This is a genomic window from Lysobacter sp. KACC 24251, assembly GCF_057747755.1.
On record NZ_CM173222.1, the window covers coordinates 2,638,172 to 2,657,239 of the forward strand.

17 protein-coding genes are annotated in these 19,068 nt (G+C 67.7%); 6 read left to right on the forward strand and 11 right to left on the reverse strand.

Annotated elements, in window-relative coordinates; all coding sequences use genetic code 11:
• Positions 1-19 precede the first annotated feature (19 nt).
• Complete coding sequence (locus AC3ARF_RS12280) at positions 20-646, forward strand: hypothetical protein (protein WP_498931873.1); 627 nt, start codon at positions 20-22, stop codon at positions 644-646.
• Here the strand turns inward: AC3ARF_RS12280 and AC3ARF_RS12285 are convergent.
• The 10 genes from AC3ARF_RS12285 to AC3ARF_RS12330 all read right to left on the reverse strand — a co-directional run bounded on the left by AC3ARF_RS12285 (position 618) and on the right by AC3ARF_RS12330 (position 10,996).
• Complete coding sequence (locus AC3ARF_RS12285) at positions 618-1,247, reverse strand: hypothetical protein (RefSeq protein ID WP_498928319.1); 630 nt, start codon at positions 1,245-1,247, stop codon at positions 618-620. The genes AC3ARF_RS12280 and AC3ARF_RS12285 overlap by 29 nt on opposite strands.
• A gap of 5 nt (positions 1,248-1,252) precedes the next feature.
• Positions 1,253-2,554, reverse strand: a complete 1,302-nt coding sequence (locus AC3ARF_RS12290) for a citrate synthase (RefSeq protein WP_498928321.1) — start codon at positions 2,552-2,554, stop codon at positions 1,253-1,255.
• Positions 2,555-2,875: 321 nt separating this feature from the next.
• Positions 2,876-3,118: a type B 50S ribosomal protein L31 gene (locus AC3ARF_RS12295; RefSeq protein ID WP_498928323.1), complete on the reverse strand. Its 243-nt coding sequence runs from the start codon at positions 3,116-3,118 to the stop codon at positions 2,876-2,878.
• Positions 3,119-3,191: 73 nt separating this feature from the next.
• A complete protein-coding gene (locus AC3ARF_RS12300) occupies positions 3,192-4,127 on the reverse strand; it encodes a nucleoside hydrolase (protein ID WP_498928325.1) in 936 nt (311 codons plus the stop codon).
• A gap of 42 nt (positions 4,128-4,169) precedes the next feature.
• Complete coding sequence (gene recG / locus AC3ARF_RS12305; RefSeq protein WP_498928327.1) at positions 4,170-6,302, reverse strand: ATP-dependent DNA helicase RecG; 2,133 nt, start codon at positions 6,300-6,302, stop codon at positions 4,170-4,172.
• A 20-nt stretch (positions 6,303-6,322) separates the two neighbouring features.
• Positions 6,323-6,706, reverse strand: coding sequence for a RidA family protein (locus AC3ARF_RS12310; protein WP_498928329.1), 384 nt, complete (start codon positions 6,704-6,706; stop codon positions 6,323-6,325).
• Positions 6,707-6,775: 69 nt separating this feature from the next.
• The gene (locus AC3ARF_RS12315) at positions 6,776-8,956 is read right to left on the reverse strand and encodes a RelA/SpoT family protein (RefSeq protein ID WP_498928331.1); all 2,181 of its coding nucleotides are present in this window, start codon (positions 8,954-8,956) and stop codon (positions 6,776-6,778) included.
• A gap of 122 nt (positions 8,957-9,078) precedes the next feature.
• Positions 9,079-9,378 (reverse strand): DNA-directed RNA polymerase subunit omega, encoded by a 300-nt coding sequence (rpoZ, locus tag AC3ARF_RS12320; protein WP_498928332.1) that lies wholly within the window; start codon positions 9,376-9,378, stop codon positions 9,079-9,081.
• Positions 9,379-9,518: 140 nt separating this feature from the next.
• Positions 9,519-10,133, reverse strand: coding sequence for a guanylate kinase (gene gmk / locus AC3ARF_RS12325; RefSeq protein WP_498928334.1), 615 nt, complete (start codon positions 10,131-10,133; stop codon positions 9,519-9,521).
• Positions 10,134-10,135: 2 nt separating this feature from the next.
• Positions 10,136-10,996: a YicC/YloC family endoribonuclease gene (locus AC3ARF_RS12330; RefSeq protein ID WP_498928336.1), complete on the reverse strand. Its 861-nt coding sequence runs from the start codon at positions 10,994-10,996 to the stop codon at positions 10,136-10,138.
• Positions 10,997-11,073: 77 nt separating this feature from the next.
• On the opposite strand from AC3ARF_RS12330, the gene rph reads away from it, so the two are divergent.
• The 5 genes from rph (at position 11,074) to AC3ARF_RS12355 (ending at position 16,394) form a co-directional block, all read left to right on the forward strand.
• On the forward strand, positions 11,074-11,817 hold the full coding sequence (gene rph, locus AC3ARF_RS12335; RefSeq protein ID WP_498928337.1) for a ribonuclease PH: 744 nt from the start codon (positions 11,074-11,076) through the stop codon (positions 11,815-11,817).
• A 26-nt stretch (positions 11,818-11,843) separates the two neighbouring features.
• Positions 11,844-12,461, forward strand: coding sequence for an RdgB/HAM1 family non-canonical purine NTP pyrophosphatase (gene rdgB, locus AC3ARF_RS12340; protein ID WP_498928339.1), 618 nt, complete (start codon positions 11,844-11,846; stop codon positions 12,459-12,461).
• Positions 12,462-12,502: 41 nt separating this feature from the next.
• Complete coding sequence (hemW, locus tag AC3ARF_RS12345) at positions 12,503-13,666, forward strand: radical SAM family heme chaperone HemW (protein ID WP_498928341.1); 1,164 nt, start codon at positions 12,503-12,505, stop codon at positions 13,664-13,666.
• A 170-nt stretch (positions 13,667-13,836) separates the two neighbouring features.
• The gene (locus AC3ARF_RS12350; protein WP_498928343.1) at positions 13,837-16,062 is read left to right on the forward strand and encodes a DUF1631 domain-containing protein; all 2,226 of its coding nucleotides are present in this window, start codon (positions 13,837-13,839) and stop codon (positions 16,060-16,062) included.
• Positions 16,059-16,394 (forward strand): PilZ domain-containing protein, encoded by a 336-nt coding sequence (locus tag AC3ARF_RS12355; protein ID WP_498928345.1) that lies wholly within the window; start codon positions 16,059-16,061, stop codon positions 16,392-16,394. Before AC3ARF_RS12350 ends, AC3ARF_RS12355 begins: the two co-directional genes overlap by 4 nt.
• A gap of 13 nt (positions 16,395-16,407) precedes the next feature.
• Here AC3ARF_RS12355 and AC3ARF_RS12360 read toward each other — a convergent pair whose 3' ends face one another.
• Positions 16,408-18,999 (reverse strand): bifunctional diguanylate cyclase/phosphodiesterase, encoded by a 2,592-nt coding sequence (locus tag AC3ARF_RS12360; protein ID WP_498928347.1) that lies wholly within the window; start codon positions 18,997-18,999, stop codon positions 16,408-16,410.
• Positions 19,000-19,068: the final 69 nt, after the last annotated feature.

The following is a 19,068-nucleotide window of genomic DNA, read 5'->3' on the forward strand; positions in this document are numbered from 1 at the left end:
ACAGCACGCACACCTGCACATGCAGACGCGCACCCGCGAGCGCCGCCACCGGTTGGCGCATGAAGCGGCCCGCCTGATGGCGGAAGGCGGTATCCGCGACTTCCACCAAGCCAAGCTCAAGGCCGCTGAGCGGTTGGGCATCCATGACGACGCCTCCCTTCCCCGCAACCGCGAGATCGAGGAGGCGCTGCGCGAGTACCAGCGACTGTTCCAGCCCGGCAATGTCGACGCGATCCGGCAGCGACGCGAAGTCGCGCTGCGCGCCATGGAATTCTTCAACGGGTTCGACCCCCGGCTGGTCGGGCCGGTGCTGGATGGCACCGCCGACGTGCGCAGCCCCGTGGCGCTGCACCTGCACGATGACGATCCCGACGCGGTGCCCCGTTTCCTGGAGCAGCACGGCATTCCCGCGGAGGCGCGGAGTCGCCGCCTGCGGCTGGACCGTGAACGCGAGGGCGATTTCCCGGTCTGGGTGTTCACTGCCGAGGACCTGGCCTTCGACGTCACCGTGCTGCCGCGGGCCGTGCTGCGTCAGGCGCCCCTGTCCAGCGTGGATGAGAAGCCGATGCGACGCGCAACCGTGCTGCAATTGCGACAGATGCTGGTGGACGAGGACATCAGTGGTTTCGAACAGGGCCGCGGCTGATTCCACGGTCGCCTTGACGAGGGTGCCCGTAGCCGAACACGTTGAGTTCGATCACCACGAAAGCCGCCAGCCACAACAGCGCGTCCCAGGCGTCCAACCAGGCGTGCATGGGCTGCGGGCCGGTGGCGCCCTCCACCGCCCACGACACCAGGAAAGCCACAAGGACCAGGTACAGCGCGGCGGCGGCCCCGCGCCGCCACCGGTGCAGGCGCACGGCGTCAGCCGGCAACCGCACCTCGAGCTCCAGCAGCGCCACCACGCCCAGCCACACCATCTCGTTGGAAAAGTCGAGCCACTGCCGTTCCAGCGCATAACCGACGCAGGCCACCAGCACCGCCAGTGCCGCGATGGCACGCACGCTGTGCAGCGCCGGACGCAACCGCGAGGGCAGCGACCAGCCCCCCGTCTCCCATTCGAACAACAGCAGCAGCACCAGCCAGGCCGCCGTGTCGACCAGCTCGGTCAGTCGTCCGAACAGCGCGTACAGCACCACGTCGCCGGCCAGTAGCGCATACATCAGCCACTTGAAAACGACGAAGCCGCGGCGAGGCCGCGGCTCCATCATCGCGTCGGCGCGGGCGCCGGCCAACGGAAGACCCATCCGGATCAGCGCTGGTCCATGCCCTTGTAGTCGCGGACCGCCGAGCCGGTGTAGATCTGGCGCGGGCGGCCGATGCGGGCTTCCGCATCGGTCTGCTGTTCCAGCCAGTGGCTGACCCAGCCCGCGGTGCGGGCGATGGCGAACATGACCGTGAACATCTCGGTCGGGATCCCCAGCGCCTTGTAGATGATGCCCGAGTAGAAATCGACGTTCGGGTAGAGCTTGCGCTGCACGAAGTACTCGTCCTTCAGCGCAGCCTCCTCGAGCTTCATCGCGACCTCCAGCAGCGGGTCGTTGATGCCCAGCTCACCCAGCACCTTGTGGGTCATCTCGCGAATGATCTTGGCGCGCGGATCGAAGTTCTTGTAGACGCGGTGGCCGAAGCCCATCAGGCGGAAGCCCGACTCCTTGTCCTTGGCCTTGGCAATCGCCGAACCGACATTCTCAGGGCGGCCGATCTCTTCCAGCATCTTGAGCACGGCTTCGTTGGCACCGCCGTGGGCAGGTCCCCACAACGCGGCCACGCCGGCAGCAACGCTGACGTACGGGTTGGCACCCGTCGAGCCGACCAGGCGCACGGTCGAGGTCGAGGCGTTCTGCTCGTGGTCGGCGTGCAGGATGAACAGCAGGTCCATGGCCTTGGCGGCCATCGGGCTGAGTTCCAGCGGCTCCGACGGCACTTCCTTCATCATGTGCAGGAAGCGCGTGGTGTATTCGAGGTTGTTCTTCGGATAGCGGATCGGCCAGCCGATGGAGTAGCGGTAGCAGGCGGCGGCAATCGTCGGGATCTTGGCGATCAGGCGGATCGCGGCCAGGCGGCGCTGGTCCGGGTCCTCGAGGTCAAGATCGTTGTGGTAGAAGCTGGCCAGCGAACCCAGCATGCCGGTGAGCATGGCCATCGGGTGGGCGTCGTGGCGGAAGCCGTACAGGAAGGTGCGGAAGGCCTCGTGCATCATCGTGTGATGCGTGACCTCGTGCTCGAACGAGGAGAACTCCTCCTTGGTCGGCAGCTCACCGTGCATCAGCAGGTAGGCGACTTCGAGGAAGCTCGAGTGCTCGGCCAACTGTTCGATCGGGTAGCCGCGGTACAGCAATACGCCGGCGTCGCCATCGATGTAGGTGATGGCCGACTTGCAGCTGGCGGTGGCGCCGAAGCCCGGGTCGTAGGTGAAGCAACCCGTTTCCTTGGGCAGCTTGGCGATGTCGATGCAGGGCGCGCCCAGAGTCGGGTGCTGCACGGGCAGGACGACGCTCTTGTCGCCAGCGGCAAGGGTGACCTGGGTCAGGCCAGACTTGGTATCGGACACGAAGCACTCCTCGGTCTGCGTACGGCGGGAAACCCGCGGAACGTAAGGGGGAAGGGAGCAGGTCGACCCGGCGGCGGATGCACAGCCGGCCCGGACTTGCGATCCTGAATTATCGCACAATGCCCCTGAGTCCGGACTCTGACTTTAGTCAGGCGGAGGGCATGTGGCGGCGCTGGCGGACCCTTGCCGACCGGCGCGGAAACACGCTATCGCGGGCGTGGGACCACACTGGGCGTGGCCCGGAAGACATCGGCGAAGCGACGGGCGCAAATGCAAACGGCCGCCCGGAGGCGGCCGTAATGCATCGCGCAACGACGAGGATTACTTGCCGTAACGCTTGCGGAACTTATCCACGCGACCGCCAGTATCCAAGATCTTGTGCTTGCCCGTGTAGAACGGGTGCGAGGCCGAGGAGATATCGACCTTGATCAGCGGGTACTCGTTGCCGTCTTCCCACTTGACCTTCTCCTTGGAACCCAGCGTCGAGCGGGTGAGGATCTGGAATTCGGTGGTGACGTCCTGGAAGACGACGTCGCGGTATTCGGGATGGATGCCGGCCTTCATGGCACTCACCAATCTGTAAACGGGAAAGAGCGGCATTCTAGCGGGCAAATTGGTCTTGGGCAAGCCCCAACCCTCAAACGGCCGCGAGGGCGTCCCGGATCAAGGCCTGGAACCGCCCCTGGTCATAGCGCCGCAGCACGCGGGCGTTGTCCGCGCGCCCCGTCTGGCGGCTCCAGTCGACCACGGTGGCACCCCGGGTGTGCCGGCCCTCCAGTTCCACCACCACCGGCCGCGCCACCTGCTCGATAGCGCCATCGGGCTGCAGGGCGAAGGCCATCGCCAACGCATCAGCCGAATGCCAGTAGGCGCCGCGGCGGTCGGCCGACCATTCCCGGGTCTTGCGTGAAATGCCTTCGTAAAAGCGCGCCCGTGGCGAATCGGCGCGCAACCAGCCCACCACTTCGTCATGCAGCAGGCCGTGGGCGACGGTCGCCTCCCAGTCGGCCAGGTCGAACCGCGGGAAGGCGCTGAATACCACGTGCGCTGCTTCAGGATCGAAGGCGACATTGAATTCGGCGGCGGGGGTGATGTTGCCGTGCGCGGTCACCGCGCCCCCCATCACCACCAGGCGCCCGATGCGCTGCGGCAGGGTGGGATCCAGGCGCAGGGCCAAGGCAACGTTGGTCAGCGGCCCCAGCGCGACCAGCAGCAGCCGGCCCGCGTGCTGATGGGAGAGCCGCAGGATGGCCAGCGCGGCATGTTCGGCTTGCACCTGCGCGCTGGCGGGCGGGTAGCCGATGTCGCCGAACCCGTCCTGACCGTGTACGTGCGCAGCATCCTCCGCCTCGTGCACGAGCGGCGAAGCACAGCCGGCGAACACCGGCACGTCCACGCCAGCGACCTCGCACAGCTTGAGCGCATTGGCCACGGTGTGGCGCAATCCGACGTTGCCAGCGGCGATGGTGAGGCCAACCACGCGGTGGTCGGCATCGTTGAACGCCATGAGCAGGGCCAGCGCGTCGTCCACGCCGGGGTCGGTGTCGATCAGCAACGGAATCGGGTCGGTCATGCGTTGATTATGCGCATTTCCATCAAAGCTGTCGGACGAACGTCATGCCGCCGCATAGCGTGCGGCGCCGCCGACCCAGCGCGCGACGATGCGTTCCGCGATGTCCGGTGATTCGGCGAGCAGGCGTTCGCCCAGCAGCTGCACGCGCGGCAACAGGTCCGCGTCGCGGGCGAGGTCGGCCAACCGGAATGCCGCCAGCCCGGTCTGGCGGGTGCCGAGCAGCTCGCCGGGGCCGCGCAACTCGAGGTCCTTCTCGGCGATGACGAAGCCGTCGTTGGTCTCGCGCATGGTCTCCAGCCGCTGCCGCGCGAGTTGCGAAAGCGGTGGCTGGTACAGCAGCACGCAACTGGACGCGGCGCTGCCCCGCCCCACCCGGCCACGCAACTGGTGCAACTGCGCAAGGCCGAGGCGCTCGGCATTTTCGATGATCATAAGCGACGCGTTGGGCACGTCCACGCCGACCTCGATGACGGTGGTGGCCACCAGCAGCTCGATATCGCCGCGCTTGAACGCCAGCATGGTGGCCTGCTTGTCGGCCGCCTTCATCCTGCCGTGCACCAGCCCCACGCGCAGTCCGGGCAACTGGCGACCGAGCTCCTCGTACGTGCTTTGCGCGGCCTGCGCCGCGACCTCGTCGCTGTCGTCGATCAGCGTGCACACCCAATAGGCCTGGCGGCCTTCGGCGCACGCCTTGCGGATGCGTTCCACCAGCTCGGGACGACGCTCCGCGCCGAGGGCGACGGTCTGGACCGGCGTGCGGCCTGGCGGGAGTTCGTCGATGGCGGACACGTCCAAGTCGGCATAGGCGGCCATGGCCAACGTGCGTGGGATCGGCGTGGCGGTCATGACCAGCTGGTGCGGCACCACCTCGATGCGGTCACCCACGTCGCCGGCCAGTACGCCCGCGCCCTTGTCGCGCAGCGCTAGTCGCTGGTGCACGCCGAAGCGGTGTTGCTCGTCGACGATGGCCAAGGCAAGGTCGTGGAACGCGACTCCCGCCTGCATCAGCGCGTGGGTCCCGACTACCATCTGCGCTTCGCCAGACGCGACGGCTTGCAGCACCTTGGCGCGCGCGCGGCCGGTGACCTTGCCGGCCAGCCATGCCACGTTGACGCCCAGCGGCTCAAGCCAGCCGCGCAGGTTGCTGAGGTGCTGCTCGGCGAGCAATTCGGTGGGCGCCATCAGCGCGGCCTGGCGGCCGGCCGCGACAGCCATCATTGCCGCGAGCGCGGCCACCACGGTCTTGCCGGAGCCGACGTCGCCCTGCACCAGCCGCAGCATCGGCGACGGCCGCGCAAGGTCCGCGCGGATCTGCGCAAAAACGCGCTGCTGCGCACCGGTCAGCGCGAACGGCAGCGCGGCACGCAGGCGCTCGGCCAGCGCCATCTCGCGCAGGACCACGGCGGCATGCGCCTGTTGGGCGATGCGCTGGCGCCGCAAGCTGAGGTGATGCGCCAGCAACTCTTCCAGTGCCAAGCGACGCTGCGCCGGATGCGTCCCGCCGAGCAGCGCGGCCACGTCGGCGTCGGGCGGGGGCCGGTGCACGGTGAGCAGGGCCTCGCGCAGCGTCGGCAACTGGAGGTCGCGACGCAACTGTTCGGGCAACAGCTCCAGCGTTTCGGCTGCCGGCAGCCGGTCCAGTGACAGCCCGATCAGGCGGCGGAGGGACGCGGGGCCAATGCCTTCGACCGCCGGATAGACCGGGTCCAGGGATTCGCCAAGCGCGTCCTCGACGTCACCTACGACCCGATAGCTGGGATGGACGATTTCCAGTCCATGCTGTCCCGGCCGAGGAGTGCCGTAGCAGCGCACGCGAACGCCGGGGCGGAACTGCGCCACCTGCGCGGCGCGGAAATGGAAGAAACGCAAGACGAGCGTGCCGCGCGACTCGTCGCCCAGCGCGACGCGCAGCATCGGGCGGTAGCGAAAGCCGCGCTCGACCGCCTCAACCCGCCCTTCCACCTGCGCGGGAACGCCGGGTTGCAGCATGGCGATCGGCGTCAGTCGGGTGCGGTCCTCATATTGACGCGGCAGTTGCAGCCACAGATCCTGCAGCGTGAGCAGGCCGCGCGCCGCCAACTTCTCCGCCACCTTCGGGCCGCAACCGGGCAGCGCCGTCAGCGGCGTTTCACCGATGGCGGCGAGTGCGGGTGCGGGTCGGGCGGCGCGGGGCATCCGTCAGGCGCGGTGCGGCGTCAGTCCAGCACCATCACCGCATCGACTTCGAACAGCACGCCGCGCGGCAGGCCCGACACCTCGATGGTGGAGCGCGCGGGGAACGGGGCATTGAAGTACTCGCCCATCACCGCGTTGACGGTGCTGAACTCGCCGAGATCGGTCAGGTACAGGCCGAGGCGAACGATCTTCTCCAGCGATCCGCCCGCGGACTCGCAGACGGCGACCAGGTTATCGAAGGCGCGACGCGTCTGCGCATCGATGCCGCCTTCGACCACCAGGCCCGTGGCCGGATCGAGCGGAATCTGGCCGGACAGGTACACGGTGTTGCCGGCGCGCACGGCCTGCGAATACGGACCGATGGCAGCGGGGGCCTTGTCGGTGTGGATGATCTGGCGGGACATCGGGGGCTCCTCGGGAAGCGGCGTGCAATGGCCCAGTTTAGCGGAGCGCCGGCCCGGTCGTGTCCAAGGTCAGAATCGCTGGATGCCGAGCACCACGCCGAGTCGGCGCACCCGGCGCATGACGTCGGCAAGGTGGCGGCGATCGCGCACTTCCACGCCAAAACGCATCACCGCCATGTTGGAATCACGTTCCAGGTATTCCACGCGGTCGATGTTGGAATCCGCTTCGGCGATCGCGGCGGCGACCTGGGCCAGCGCGCCGGGGCGATTGTCGACCTCGATCTTGAGCGCTGCGCCGAAATCGCCTTCCACCTTGCGGTCCCAGCCAATGGGCACCCAGCGGTCGGGCGACTTGCGGTACTCCACCACGTTGGGGCAGTCCAGGCGATGCACCACGATGCCCTTGCCCGCGGTGTGGTAGCCCATGATCTCGTCGCCGGGCACCGGCAGGCAGCAGTTGGCGAAACTGATCACGCCGCGTTCGCGGCCGGTGATGAGGATGCGGTCTTCCGCCGTCGGCGCGCGCACTTCGCGGCGGTCCAGCTTTTCCGGCGCGGAGCGCACCAGCGCCTGCGCAACCTGGGCGGGCATGCGGTTGCCGAGGGCGATATCGGCCAGCAAGGCTTCCAGGCGCGCGTAACGCTGCTCGCCCAGGTAGGCGTCCATGCGCACCGCGGGCACGCGCTCCAGCGAGGTTTGCAGCACCTCCAGCGCGCGGTCGAGCATGCGGTGGCCAAGTTGTACGGCGTCCTCATGCTCCAGCTGTTTGAGCTGCTGGCGGATCGAAGTGCGGGCCTTGCCGGACACCACGAACTCCAGCCACTGCGGCTTGGGCGCGGACGACTTGGCGGTGATTATCTCCACGCGCTGGCCGCTGGCCAGCTTGTTGCGCAGCGGCACCAGCTTGCCGTCGACGCGCGCTGCCACCGCGCGGTTGCCGACGTCCGTGTGCACCGCGTAGGCGAAGTCCAGCGCGGTGGAGTTGCGCGGCAATGCGAGGATGTCGCCTTGGGGCGTGAACAGGTACACCTCGTCGGGGAAGAGGTCGACCTTGACGTTCTCAAGGAACTCCAGCGAAGAGCCGGTGGCGTGCTGAGCCTCAACCAGCCCGGTGATCCAGTTCTGCGCCCGGTTCTGCGCGCTGGACGAGCCTTCTCCCCCGTGCTTGTACGACCAGTGTGCGGCGATGCCGCGCTCGGCGATGAGGTCCATGTCCTCGGTGCGGATCTGCACTTCGATCGGCGAGCCATACGGGCCGAACAGCACGGTGTGCAACGACTGGTAGCCGTTGGCCTTGGGAATGGCGATGAAGTCGCGGAAACGCGCATCCAGCGGCTTGTATGCCGCATGCACGACACCCAGCGCGTGGTAACAGTCGGCCACGCTACGCAGCACGATCCGGAAGCCGAACACGTCCATCACCTGGGCGAAGTTCTTGTGCTCGGCGCGCATCTTGCCGTAGATGCTCCACGGCGACTTGACCCGGCTCACCAGCCGGTTGATCAGCTTCTCCTTGGCCAGTCGCTGGGCCAAGGTGGCTTCGATCTGCACCAGCGCCTCGCGACGCACGACCGGCTGGGTGCGGATGCGCTTCTCGATAACCGCATGCCGCCACGGATGGAGGGCGCGGAAGCCCAGGTCCTGCAGCTCGGCCTTGATCAGATTCATGCCCAGGCGCTGGGCGATGGGCGCGTAGATTTCCAGCGTCTCGCGGGCGATGCGATGCCGCGCCTCGATGCTCTGCGCACCCAGTGTGCGCATGTTGTGCAGGCGGTCGGCCAGCTTGATCAGGATCACACGCAGGTCGCGCGCCATGGCCAGCAGCATCTTGCGGAAGCTTTCCGCGGCCGCTTCCTGCCGGTCGCGGAACTGCAGCTTGTCCAGCTTGGTGACGCCGTCCACCAGTTCGGCCACGGTTTCGCCGAACTCGGCGGCCAGGCCGTCATAGGTCAGCGGGGTGTCCTCGATGGTGTCATGCAGGATCGCCGCGACCAGGGTTTCGACGTCCAGCCCCTGTTCGGCCAGTACCTGCGCAACCGCCACCGGGTGGGTGATGTAGGGCTCCCCCGACTTGCGCGTCTGCCCGGCATGCGCGGCAGCACCGACAACCCAGGCGCGCCGCAGCAGCCGCAACTGCTCCGGCGGCAGGTACGCGGCCACGCGCTCGAGGTCACGCACGTAGTCCGGCACGCCTGCGTCATCGGACGCGGGCGACGGGGCCGGACGCAGGGCGGTCTCGCGGGAGTTCATACCTGCAATCTACGCGGCGCAGCGCGGGGCGGCAACGCAAAGCTGAATGGCGGAAACGACGCGGCCCCGCGTAGGCGGGGCCGCAGGATTCCATTCACGCGCCGAAGCGCGCGACGGGCAAATCAGTCGTCGCCCTTGGACATGTCGTCGTCGGCCACGACTTCAGCGGCGGCCCACTCCAGCGCCTCGCGTTCCTTGCGCTCGCGCTCGGCCTTCTCGACCGCGTCGATGTACTCGAGATCGATGCGGCGCGCCGCAATCTCGCGCAGGGCAAGCACGGTCGGCTTGTCATTGGCTTCGCTGTTGTCCAGCTGCGGCTCGACGCCGTTGGCCAGCTGGCGGGCGCGCTTGGCGGCCATCATGACGAGTTCGAAGCGGTTGTTGACCACTTCCAGGCAATCTTCAACGGTAATGCGGGCCATGGGGCTCCTGGCGGCCGGGGGCCGTCCGTACAGACTCGGTGGGACCGGTGATTATACGGGTCCGCCAGCCCATGGCGCAACCCGTTGTTTCAGAACACGTTTCTGCCCCCCCGGGCATTCTCCCGCCCGCAACCGTCTGTTCAATCGGCCAACAGCGCGGTAATCAGCCGCCCATGGCGCGCCACCTGCTGCTCGCGCCGCAACCGGCTGGCGGTGAAGACCGAGCACATCTCGTCCACCGCCACCGCGAAGTGCTCGTTGACGATCACGTAGTCGAACTCGCCGTAGTGCGACATCTCCTCGCGCGCGGCGGCCAAGCGTTGCTGGATGACGTCCTCGGAGTCCTGGCCGCGGTTGCGCATCCGTTGTTCCAGCGCTTCGCGCGACGGTGGCAGGATGAACACGCTGACCGCGCCCGGCACCTTGTCGCGCACCTGGCGCGCGCCCTGCCAGTCGATTTCCAGCAGCACGTCCTTGCCGGCATTGAGCTGCGGCTCCACCGACTGGCGAGCGGTGCCCTTCCAGTCGCCGTGCACCAGGGCGTGCTCGAAGAAGTCACCCGCGGCGACCATGCCTTCGAACTCCGCGGCGCTGACGAAGTGGTAATGCTCCGCATGTCGTTCACCGGGCCGTGGCTTGCGGGAGGTGAACGAGATCGACAGGGCGATGTTGGGGTCGCGTGCCAGCACCGCGTTGACGATGCTTGACTTGCCCGCGCCCGACGGCGCCGCGACGATGAACAGGGTTCCGCGCATGGTCATTCGATGTTCTGGATCTGTTCGCGGACCTGGTCGATCAGGACCTTCAACTCGATGGCCGCGGACGACGTACGGGCATCCACCGACTTGGAGCCCAGCGTATTCGCCTCGCGGTTGAATTCCTGCAGAAGGAAGTCAAGCCGGCGACCGACGGCTTCCTTGAGCTTGAGAACGCGCCGCGCCTCGCCAACGTGGGCGTTGAGCCGATCCAACTCCTCTTCCACGTCAAGCTTCTGCAGCCACATCACCAGCTCCTGTTCCAAGCGGCCGGGGTCGGCGGGTTGGGCGAGTTCGGACAGGCGCGCTTCCAGCTTGGCGCGTTGGCCGGCGCGGATCGTTGGCATCAGCTCGCGCACCTCAGCGGTGATCGCCGCGATGCCATCCACGCGCTCGATGATCACGGCGGCCAGCTTGGCGCCTTCGCGTTCGCGCGCAGCGACGAATTCGTCCAGCACCGCGTCCAGCAGCGTAAGCGCCTCGGCCTGCAGCGCCGCCGGATCGGTCGCCTTGGCCTGCAGCACGCCGGGGAATTGCATCAGGTCGGTGAAATCGGTGCGCATGGCGGGGAAGCGGGAGGACAGCTTCAACGCCAGGTCCGACAGCTCGCCGATACGGTCGGCGTTGACGTGCAGCTCCCCCTCGCCTTCGGGCGTGCGCAGGCGCAAGCTCAGTTCCAGCTTGCCACGTGCGACGCGCGCGGCGACGCGTTCGCGCAAGGCAGGCTCCATGGCGCGCAGCTCGTCATGCAGGCGCAGGCCCACTTCGAGGAAGCGGTGGTTTACCGAACGCAGTTCGCACGAAAGCGTGCCCCATTCGGTGTCGCGCTCGCCATTGGCGAAGGCGGTCATGCTGCGGATCATGCGTTTGTCCTGTCCGGAACCGGGGCGGTGAGGGGCGAATGGTAAACTCGCCGGCCCCGATCACGGTAATCACGTCGATGACCAGCACCCTGCCGCAAGGCGTCACCCGGCCCAGCGGCCGCGCCCCCGACCAGTTGCGCGAGGTGCGGATCGAGCGTGGCTACACCCGCCACGCCGAGGGCTCGGTACTGGTCAGCTTTGGCGACACGCGGGTACTGTGCACCGCCAGCATCGAGAACAGGGTGCCGGCATTCCTGCGGGGCAAAGGCGAAGGCTGGGTCACCGCCGAGTACGGCATGCTGCCCCGCGCCACCAACACCCGCACCGACCGCGAAGCTGCGCGCGGCAAGCAGGGCGGACGCACGCTGGAGATCCAGCGCCTGATCGGCCGCTCGCTGCGCGCGTGCGTGGACCGCAGGCAGCTGGGCGAGCGCACCATCACCCTGGATTGCGACGTGCTGCAGGCTGACGGCGGCACCCGCACTGCGGCAATCACCGGCGCCTACGTGGCACTGGTGGACGCGGTTCGCTGGCTGCAGGCGCGCAAGGAGATCACCCGCGACCCGGTGTTCGGCGCGGTGGCGGCGGTGTCGGTGGGCATCTACCGCGGGGTGCCCGTGCTGGACCTGGATTACGCCGAGGACAGCGACTGCGACACCGACATGAACGTGGTGATGAACGACGGCGGCGGTTTCATCGAGGTGCAGGGCACCGCCGAGGGCCATGCGTTCCGCCGGGAAGAACTCCACGCGATGACCGCGCTGGCGGAGACCGGCATTGCCCGCCTCGTCGAGCTGCAGCGCGCTGCGTTGGCCGGCTGAGGCCGTCGCCCACGCTGGAATCTCGAATGAAGTGGGTCCTCGCCTCCAGCAATCCCGGCAAGCTCGCCGAGCTCAACGCGATCCTCCGCGATGAGGGCTGCACGCTCGTCACCCAAGCCAGCCTGGGCGTAGGCGACGTGCCGGAAACCGGGCTGACCTTCATCGAGAACGCGCTGCTCAAGGCACGCCATGCGGCGCAGCTCACGGGCCTGCCCGCGTTGGCCGACGACTCCGGGCTGTGCGTGGATGCGCTAGGGGGCGCGCCGGGCCTGTACTCCGCCCGTTATGCAGGGCCCGGAGCCGATGCCCAGGCCAACATCGACAAGTTGCTGGCCGTCCTGGAAAGTGTGCCGGACGAGGCACGTACCGCCCACTTCCATGCGGTGCTGGTGCTGCTGCGCGCGGCCGACGACCCGCAGCCGCTCGTGGTCGAGGGCCGCTGGCATGGCAGCGTGCTGCATGCCCGTCGTGGCGCCGGCGGTTTTGGCTACGACCCGGTGTTCCTGGACCCCGCGTCCGGGCGTTCTGCGGCGGAGCTCGATCCTGCCACCAAGAACCGTGTCAGCCACCGCGGCCAGGCCTTGGCCGAACTCAAAGCCCGCCTGCGGACGCTGTCGCTGAACGACCCGCTGCGGCCGCGCTGAAACGGCCAGCAGCCCACGTGCCGGGGTGGGACAATACTCAGATGACGCTCACCACCCCGCCGCTGTCCCTGTACGTCCACATCCCGTGGTGCGTGCGCAAATGTCCGTACTGCGACTTCAATTCGCATGAGCGGCGCGGCGAGCCGCCTTTCGAGGCTTATGTGGACGCGTTGCTGGCCGACCTCGACCACGACCTGCCGCTGGTCTGGGGTCGCAACGTGCGCACCGTATTCTTCGGCGGCGGCACGCCCAGCCTGATGCCGCCGGAGGCCATCGACCGCTTTCTGCAGGGCGCCAGCGCGCGGCTGCGCTTCGCGCCGGGCTGCGAGATCACGTTGGAGACCAACCCGGGCACCGCCGAGCACGGCCGCTTCGAGGGCTACCGCGCGGCGGGCATCAATCGCCTCAGCTTCGGCGTGCAGAGTTTCGACGACGGTTGCCTGCAGCGCTTGGGCCGCATCCACGACAGCGCGGAAGCCGAAGCCGCGATCAAACTGGCGCAGGACGCGGGCTTCGACAACATCAATCTTGACCTGATGTACGCACTGCCCGGCCAGAGTCTGGCGATGGCCGAGCAAGATCTGGCACGCGCCTTCGCATTGCGACCTACCCATGTTTCGCACTACCAGTTGACGCTGGAGCCGAACACGGTGTTCGCCGCGCGTCCCCCGACAGGCATTCCCGATGACGATGCCAGCTGGGACATGCAGGAGCACTGCCAGGCCCTGCTGGCAGACGCCGGGTACGCGCAGTACGAGGTGAGTGCCTATGCCCAAGCGGGCCGGCGCTGCGACCACAACCTCAACTACTGGCGCTACGGCGATTACCTGGGCATCGGTGCCGGGGCCCATGGCAAGCTCACCCTGGGCAGCGAACAGGACATCCTGCGGCGCTGGAAGCACAAGCACCCGGCCACCTACATGGCGCATGCAGGCAGTGCCGCGGCCATCGGCGGCGAGGAACGGGTGGCGCTGGACAAGCGTCCGTTCGAGTACATGCTCAATGCGTTGCGGCTGGTGGACGGTTTCGCCCTGACGGAGTTCGCGGCGCGGACCGGGCTGGCTCCGGCAGACATCGCTCCCCGCATCGATGCCGCCTGCAAGGCCGGCTGGTTGGAACGCAGTGCCGACCTGGTCCGCCCCACCGAGCTGGGTCGCCGCTTCACCAATGACGTGGTCAGCCTGTTCCTGGACGAAGCCGCCTGACGGGCTCCTGTCCGGTCCCGAGTCGGTGTAACGTAAGGGCCATCAGGGGGGGCTTCACCTGCCGCATCCGTCCGACCGGAGGTCGTCGCGGACTTCCGGCCCGTGGCCTCAGGATCTTCGTCAGGCCAGGTGCAGCCATGGATACCTATGCAGCCCCGGGAGTGCTTCCCATGCGGTCCACGCTTGAATCGGCTCGGCTGCCACCCCGCGTACAGCGCATCCTGGAACGCGTCCTGGCCCTGCTGTCCGATGACCTGGCCCGCCGCCTGGAGCGGATGCTGGCCGATTATGAGGAGCAGTTGTTCCGCCACGCGGAGCAGGCGCGCAATCCGACCCAGCAAACGGTGCACTTCGAAACGCTGCGCAGCGTGCGGGTCAATCGCTCGGACCTGATTCCGCGCTTCCTGCACGAGGTGGAGCGCTCGCTCAGTGGCATCCGCCAGCCTGCGGTCAAGGCCATCGAGGCGCCGCACCCCGTGGCCGGGTTTGGTCACCTGCGCCTGGTCGAAGACGAAGTGGTGACCGAGGCGGGCGCGCTGCGGGCCATGGCGGTGCGCCACGAGGCGCGCTGCAGCCTGCCGCTGTTGCTGCTGGGCCAGCGCTTCGGCGTGCTGGCCGGGTCGCCGGCAGTTGAAGCCGAGCACCTGCCCGTGGGCCCGCAACAGCTGTCGCGCATCCTCGCCGAAGCCAGCCATGTGCTGCAGATCAGCCAGGAGGCACGGCTGGAGCTCTTCCACAGCTTCGACACCCATGTCCTGGGCGGCTATGCCCACCTCGTGGAAGCGCTGAACAGCCTGTTGGCCCAGGAAGGCGTGCTGCCCAACCTGTCCTACGTGCCGCTGCGTACCCGGGCGGTCAACCCGGTGGCCGCCGCCGCTTCCGCGCAACGCGCCCCGGCCGGCCAGCGCGCCACCGCGACGCCCGCACCTGCGCTGCTGCGTCCCCACACCGCCTGGATGGGGGACGAGGACGACGGCAGCAGCAAGGACGAAGACAGTGTCACCTTCCCGTTGCTGCAGGAGCTGCTTTCCGGGCGCAGCGGCCTGATCGGCAAGTTGCGGCCGGAGGTCTCGACCCCCCTGCGCCAGCAGATGTCGCCCAGCGACGTCCAGGCGGCCCTGGAGGCCCAGCAGAGCCAGGCCCGCCCGCCCCGCCCAGGCCCCGCAGGGCTGTCGGATTTGCGCCAGACCCTGCTCGCCCATGGCCGGCGCAAGTACGGCGAGGCGATCTCGCTGTCGCAGGAGGACAATGACGCCATCGAGCTGTTGGGAATGTTGTACGGCGAGTTGGCACGCGACGTGCGCCGCGAGTCGCCAAGCAGCTCCCTGCTTGAGCGCCTGCAGGTGCCTCTGCTGCGCGTCGCACTGCAGGATCACGGCTTTTTCGCGCGTACCCACCACCCTGCCCGCCAGCTGTTGAACGCGGTGGCCGAATCCGGCGCCAGCTGGCTCGCGGATGACGAGCGCGACCCGGTGCTGGAGGAGCACCTCAAGCGTGCCGTCGACCACGTGGTGGAGCACTACCGGGGCGATGCATCGGTATTTGCGGCGGCCAACCAGCCGCTGCAGGACCACCTCCATTCGATGGCGCGGAAGGCCGAGGTCAGCGAACGTCGCCACGTCGAAGCCGCGCGCGGCAAGGAAAAGCTGGAGGTTTCCAAGCGGCGCGCCCAGGAAGTGCTCCACGAACTCATCGGCCCCCGAGTGCTGCCTCGTTTCATCCTCGCCCTGCTCGAGCAGGCCTGGACGGACGTGTTGACGCTGACGCTGTTGCGCAGCGGCGAGGAATCCGAAGCGTGGCAACGCCAGCGCGAGGACACGCGCAGCATCGTCGCCGCCAACGGCGATGGCGTCGCGGCGCCCAATGGGCTGGAGCAGCGTGTGATGCAGGGCCTGGGGCTGGTCGGTTACCACGGCGAGGAGGCGGCGCTGATCGCCGGCCGGCTGTGCGGGTCGAGTGTGCAAACCACCGAGGACCCCGCCTCGCGGACCGAACTGGCAGTCAAGCTCAAGGCTCGCGCGCGCTTGGGCGAACAGGCCCAGAACGACAAGGCGCCACCGCCGCCCCGCGACGACGCCGAAGAAGCCTGCTTCCAGCAATTGTCGCAGCTGCCGTTCGGCACCTGGTTCGAGTTCGTCACCAACCAGCAGGGCGACGTGGTTCGCCGACGCTTGGCCTGGTTCAGCTCCATCACGGGCCATGTGCTCTTCGTCAACCAGCGCGGACAACGCGCCGACGAGCAGACACTGGACAGCCTCGCTCGCATGATGGCGAAGAGTCAGGCCCGGGTGGTCACCGCGACCCGCGGCCGCCTGATCGATCGTGCCTGGCAGGCCACCCTGTCCGCGCTGCGCAACTTCGCCCACCCTGCCCGAAACGCCGAGGTGTCGAGATGACCGAGGAATTCCGCCGAGCGCCGCGTCAGCCCACGCCGGAAGACATCGACGTGGTCGACACGATGACCGACCGGGTCATCGGCCGACTGGGCAATCTTTCCGAAACCGGCATGCTGCTGATCTCGGGCAGCTCGCTGGTCGATGATGCGTTGTACCAGTTGCGCTTCCAGCTACCCGACTCAAACGGCAACGACCCGATTGAAGTCGGTGCGCACCTGCTGTGGCAAAACCTCGCCAGCGCCCCCGGGCAGGCGTGGGCGGGTCTTCGCTTCATTACCCTCACCGACGCCTCGCAGGCCCGCCTGCGTACGTGGCTCGCCCCCGCACGCTGAAACTCGCCAGTCCTCAGTCGGCTTGGAACGGCACCACCGTGGGCTGGTGCAAGGCAAATCCCTGCGCGTAATCCACGCCCAGCGCGACCAGCGCCTGCAGGATTTCCTCGCTGGCGACCCATTCGGCCACGACCTGCAGACCCCGCTGATGACCGATGTCTGTCACCGCGCGGACAATGGCATGGCTCATCGGATCGTTCAGCAGGTCGCGGATGAAACTACCGTCGATCTTGATGATGTCGACCGGCAGGTTCTTGAGATATCCGAACGAGGACATGCCGGCGCCAAAGTCGTCCAGCGCGATGCGGCAACCGGCCTCGCGCAACCGCTCGATGAAACGCGACACCTGCGAGAGGTTGCGCACGGCCACCGTCTCGGTGATCTCGAAGCACACCCGCTGCGGCGCCACGCGGTATCGCTGGAGCAACTGCAGGATCAACTCGGTCAGCCACTCGTCCTCAAGGCTTGCGCCGGATACGTTGATGGTGGCCAGCGCCAGGCCCTCGCCGCTGGGATGGAGACGATCGAAATTGGCCAACGCATTCTCGATCACCCAGCGGTCGATCATCGGCATCAGGCCGTAGCGCTCCGCCGCCGGGATGAAGGCACCCGGCACGACGAGCCGTCCCGCTTCGTCGCGGAAACGCAACAGCAGCTCGACGCGTGGTTCGCCGCCGTCGGCCGGATCCAGAGCGCGCACTTCCTGGTACAGCAGTTGCAGCCGGCCCTCATCGATCGCCCATCGCAGGCGGTTGGCCCATTCCATTTCGCTGCGACGCCGGGTGGTTTCGTCATCCTGTTCGGAGTAGAAGTGCACCCGATTGCGTCCGGCTTCCTTGGCGAGGTAGCAGGCGGTATCCGCCTGCGCCATCACATCCTTCAGCGTTACCCCGGGATGGTCGATCATCACCGCGCCGATGCTCGCGCTGATGGTGTACGTGCTCTGCTCCCATACGAAGACGAATCCGTCGATATGCTCGCGGATGCGCTCGGCCAGCAGGCGCGCTCCCTCGCGATCACCCACATGGCAGGCAAGCACGCCAAACTCATCGCCGCCCAAGCGTGCCAGGATGTCGCCGCCGCGCAGTTGTTCGTGCATCAGCGTCGCCAGCTGGATCAGCAACTGGTCGCCCGCGATGTGGCCGGACGTGTCGTTGATCAGTTTGAACTGGTCCAGGTCGATGTAGAACAGCGCGGCAGCCAAACCGCCGGCCACCACGGACTCGACGACCAGCTCCGCGCGCCGCTCGAACTCACGCCGGTTGAACAGCTCGGTCAGTCCATCGTGGCTCGCCTGGTAGCTGAGCATCTCGGTCAATTGACGCTGCTCGGAGACGTCGGTCGCAACCATGAGCCATTGCTCGTGCTCGTCGAGCATGGCGGGGGACAGCGACAGGCTCGCCCAGAACCGTTGCCCCTCAGCGTCGCGCAGGGCCACCTCCACCGTGTCAATTCCTTCGCTACCCTCGGACACCAACTCCTCGTGGACCGCCGGGTCTTCGAAGAGTGCGGCCAAGCCCTGACCCAGTCGTGCACGACCCAATCGTGCGCGTGCCGCCTGGTTGGCATAACTGATCTGGCCGTCCTTGCGATCAGCCAGAAGCACCAGTGCCGGCAGCAGCTCGTTGAGCGCGCGGAAGCGCTCCTCGCTCTCCCGGTACTGATGGCTCATTCGCAAACCCAGCTGCAGTGCGCGATGACGAGTGGTGGCCAGTGACCACACCAGCAGCGCCAGCAGCACGCTTGCGAGCAACCCTGGCCAAAACACCGACTCGCGCCAGCCCAGCCCCGCCGGCTGGTAGTGCAAGGGCTGGATCTGCACCTGCCAGGTTCGCCCACCGTACCGCAGCAATCGATCAAAGGCCGGCGCGTTGGCGACGACGCGATGCTGCGGATTGGAATCGAACAGCAAGGTGGCGGGCCCATCGGTCACATCCGCCACCCGCACACGCAACGCGTCGCGGCTCTCGCGTTGCATGGCACTCTCGATGAGGTCCCGGATCCGGAAAGAGACCGCCAGCGACCCGCGCAATCGCTCACGACGCGCCTCCGGCGTATCGGGGCGCATGCCGGGCGCAAACACCGGCAAGCGCAACGTCACCCCTTCGGCGGGCACCCCCTGGGGATCGACCTGCACCAAGGTGAAAGGCGCCGACAGTGCCGGCTGGTCGGTGGCAGTCGACCGCTGCAGCGCATGCAGATTGGGCAGTTGCCGGGCGATGTCCAGCCCGATCAGCCGTTCGTTGCCCTGCAGCGGCGCCACCCGCGTGGTAATGAAGTGCTCGCCGTCCGCCATCATCTGGCGGTCCGCATAGGTCAGGGCCAGCAGGCTGGGGAATCGCTCCCGAGGCCGCAGGTTCTGGTAGATGTGCTCGAACTCCTCGAGCGTCACCTCCTCGGACGTCATGAACAGGGTCTGCACCGTACGCGAGAGCAGGCCACAGGCTTCCAGTTGCGCCCGCAACGCCTCAAAGCCCCGCACGGCCAGCCCGTCGAATGCCAGGCGCTGCTCGGCATCCGCGCGTCGTTGCTGCTCCAGGGAGATCGCGGCGGTCAACAGGATTCCGGCCAGCAGCGCGGTCACGCTCCACAGCCAGGCCGTCACCGCCCACGGGCGTATCGCGGGGACACTGGCCGCGGACCGCGGCGACGTGGAGAATCCGTCAATATCCTT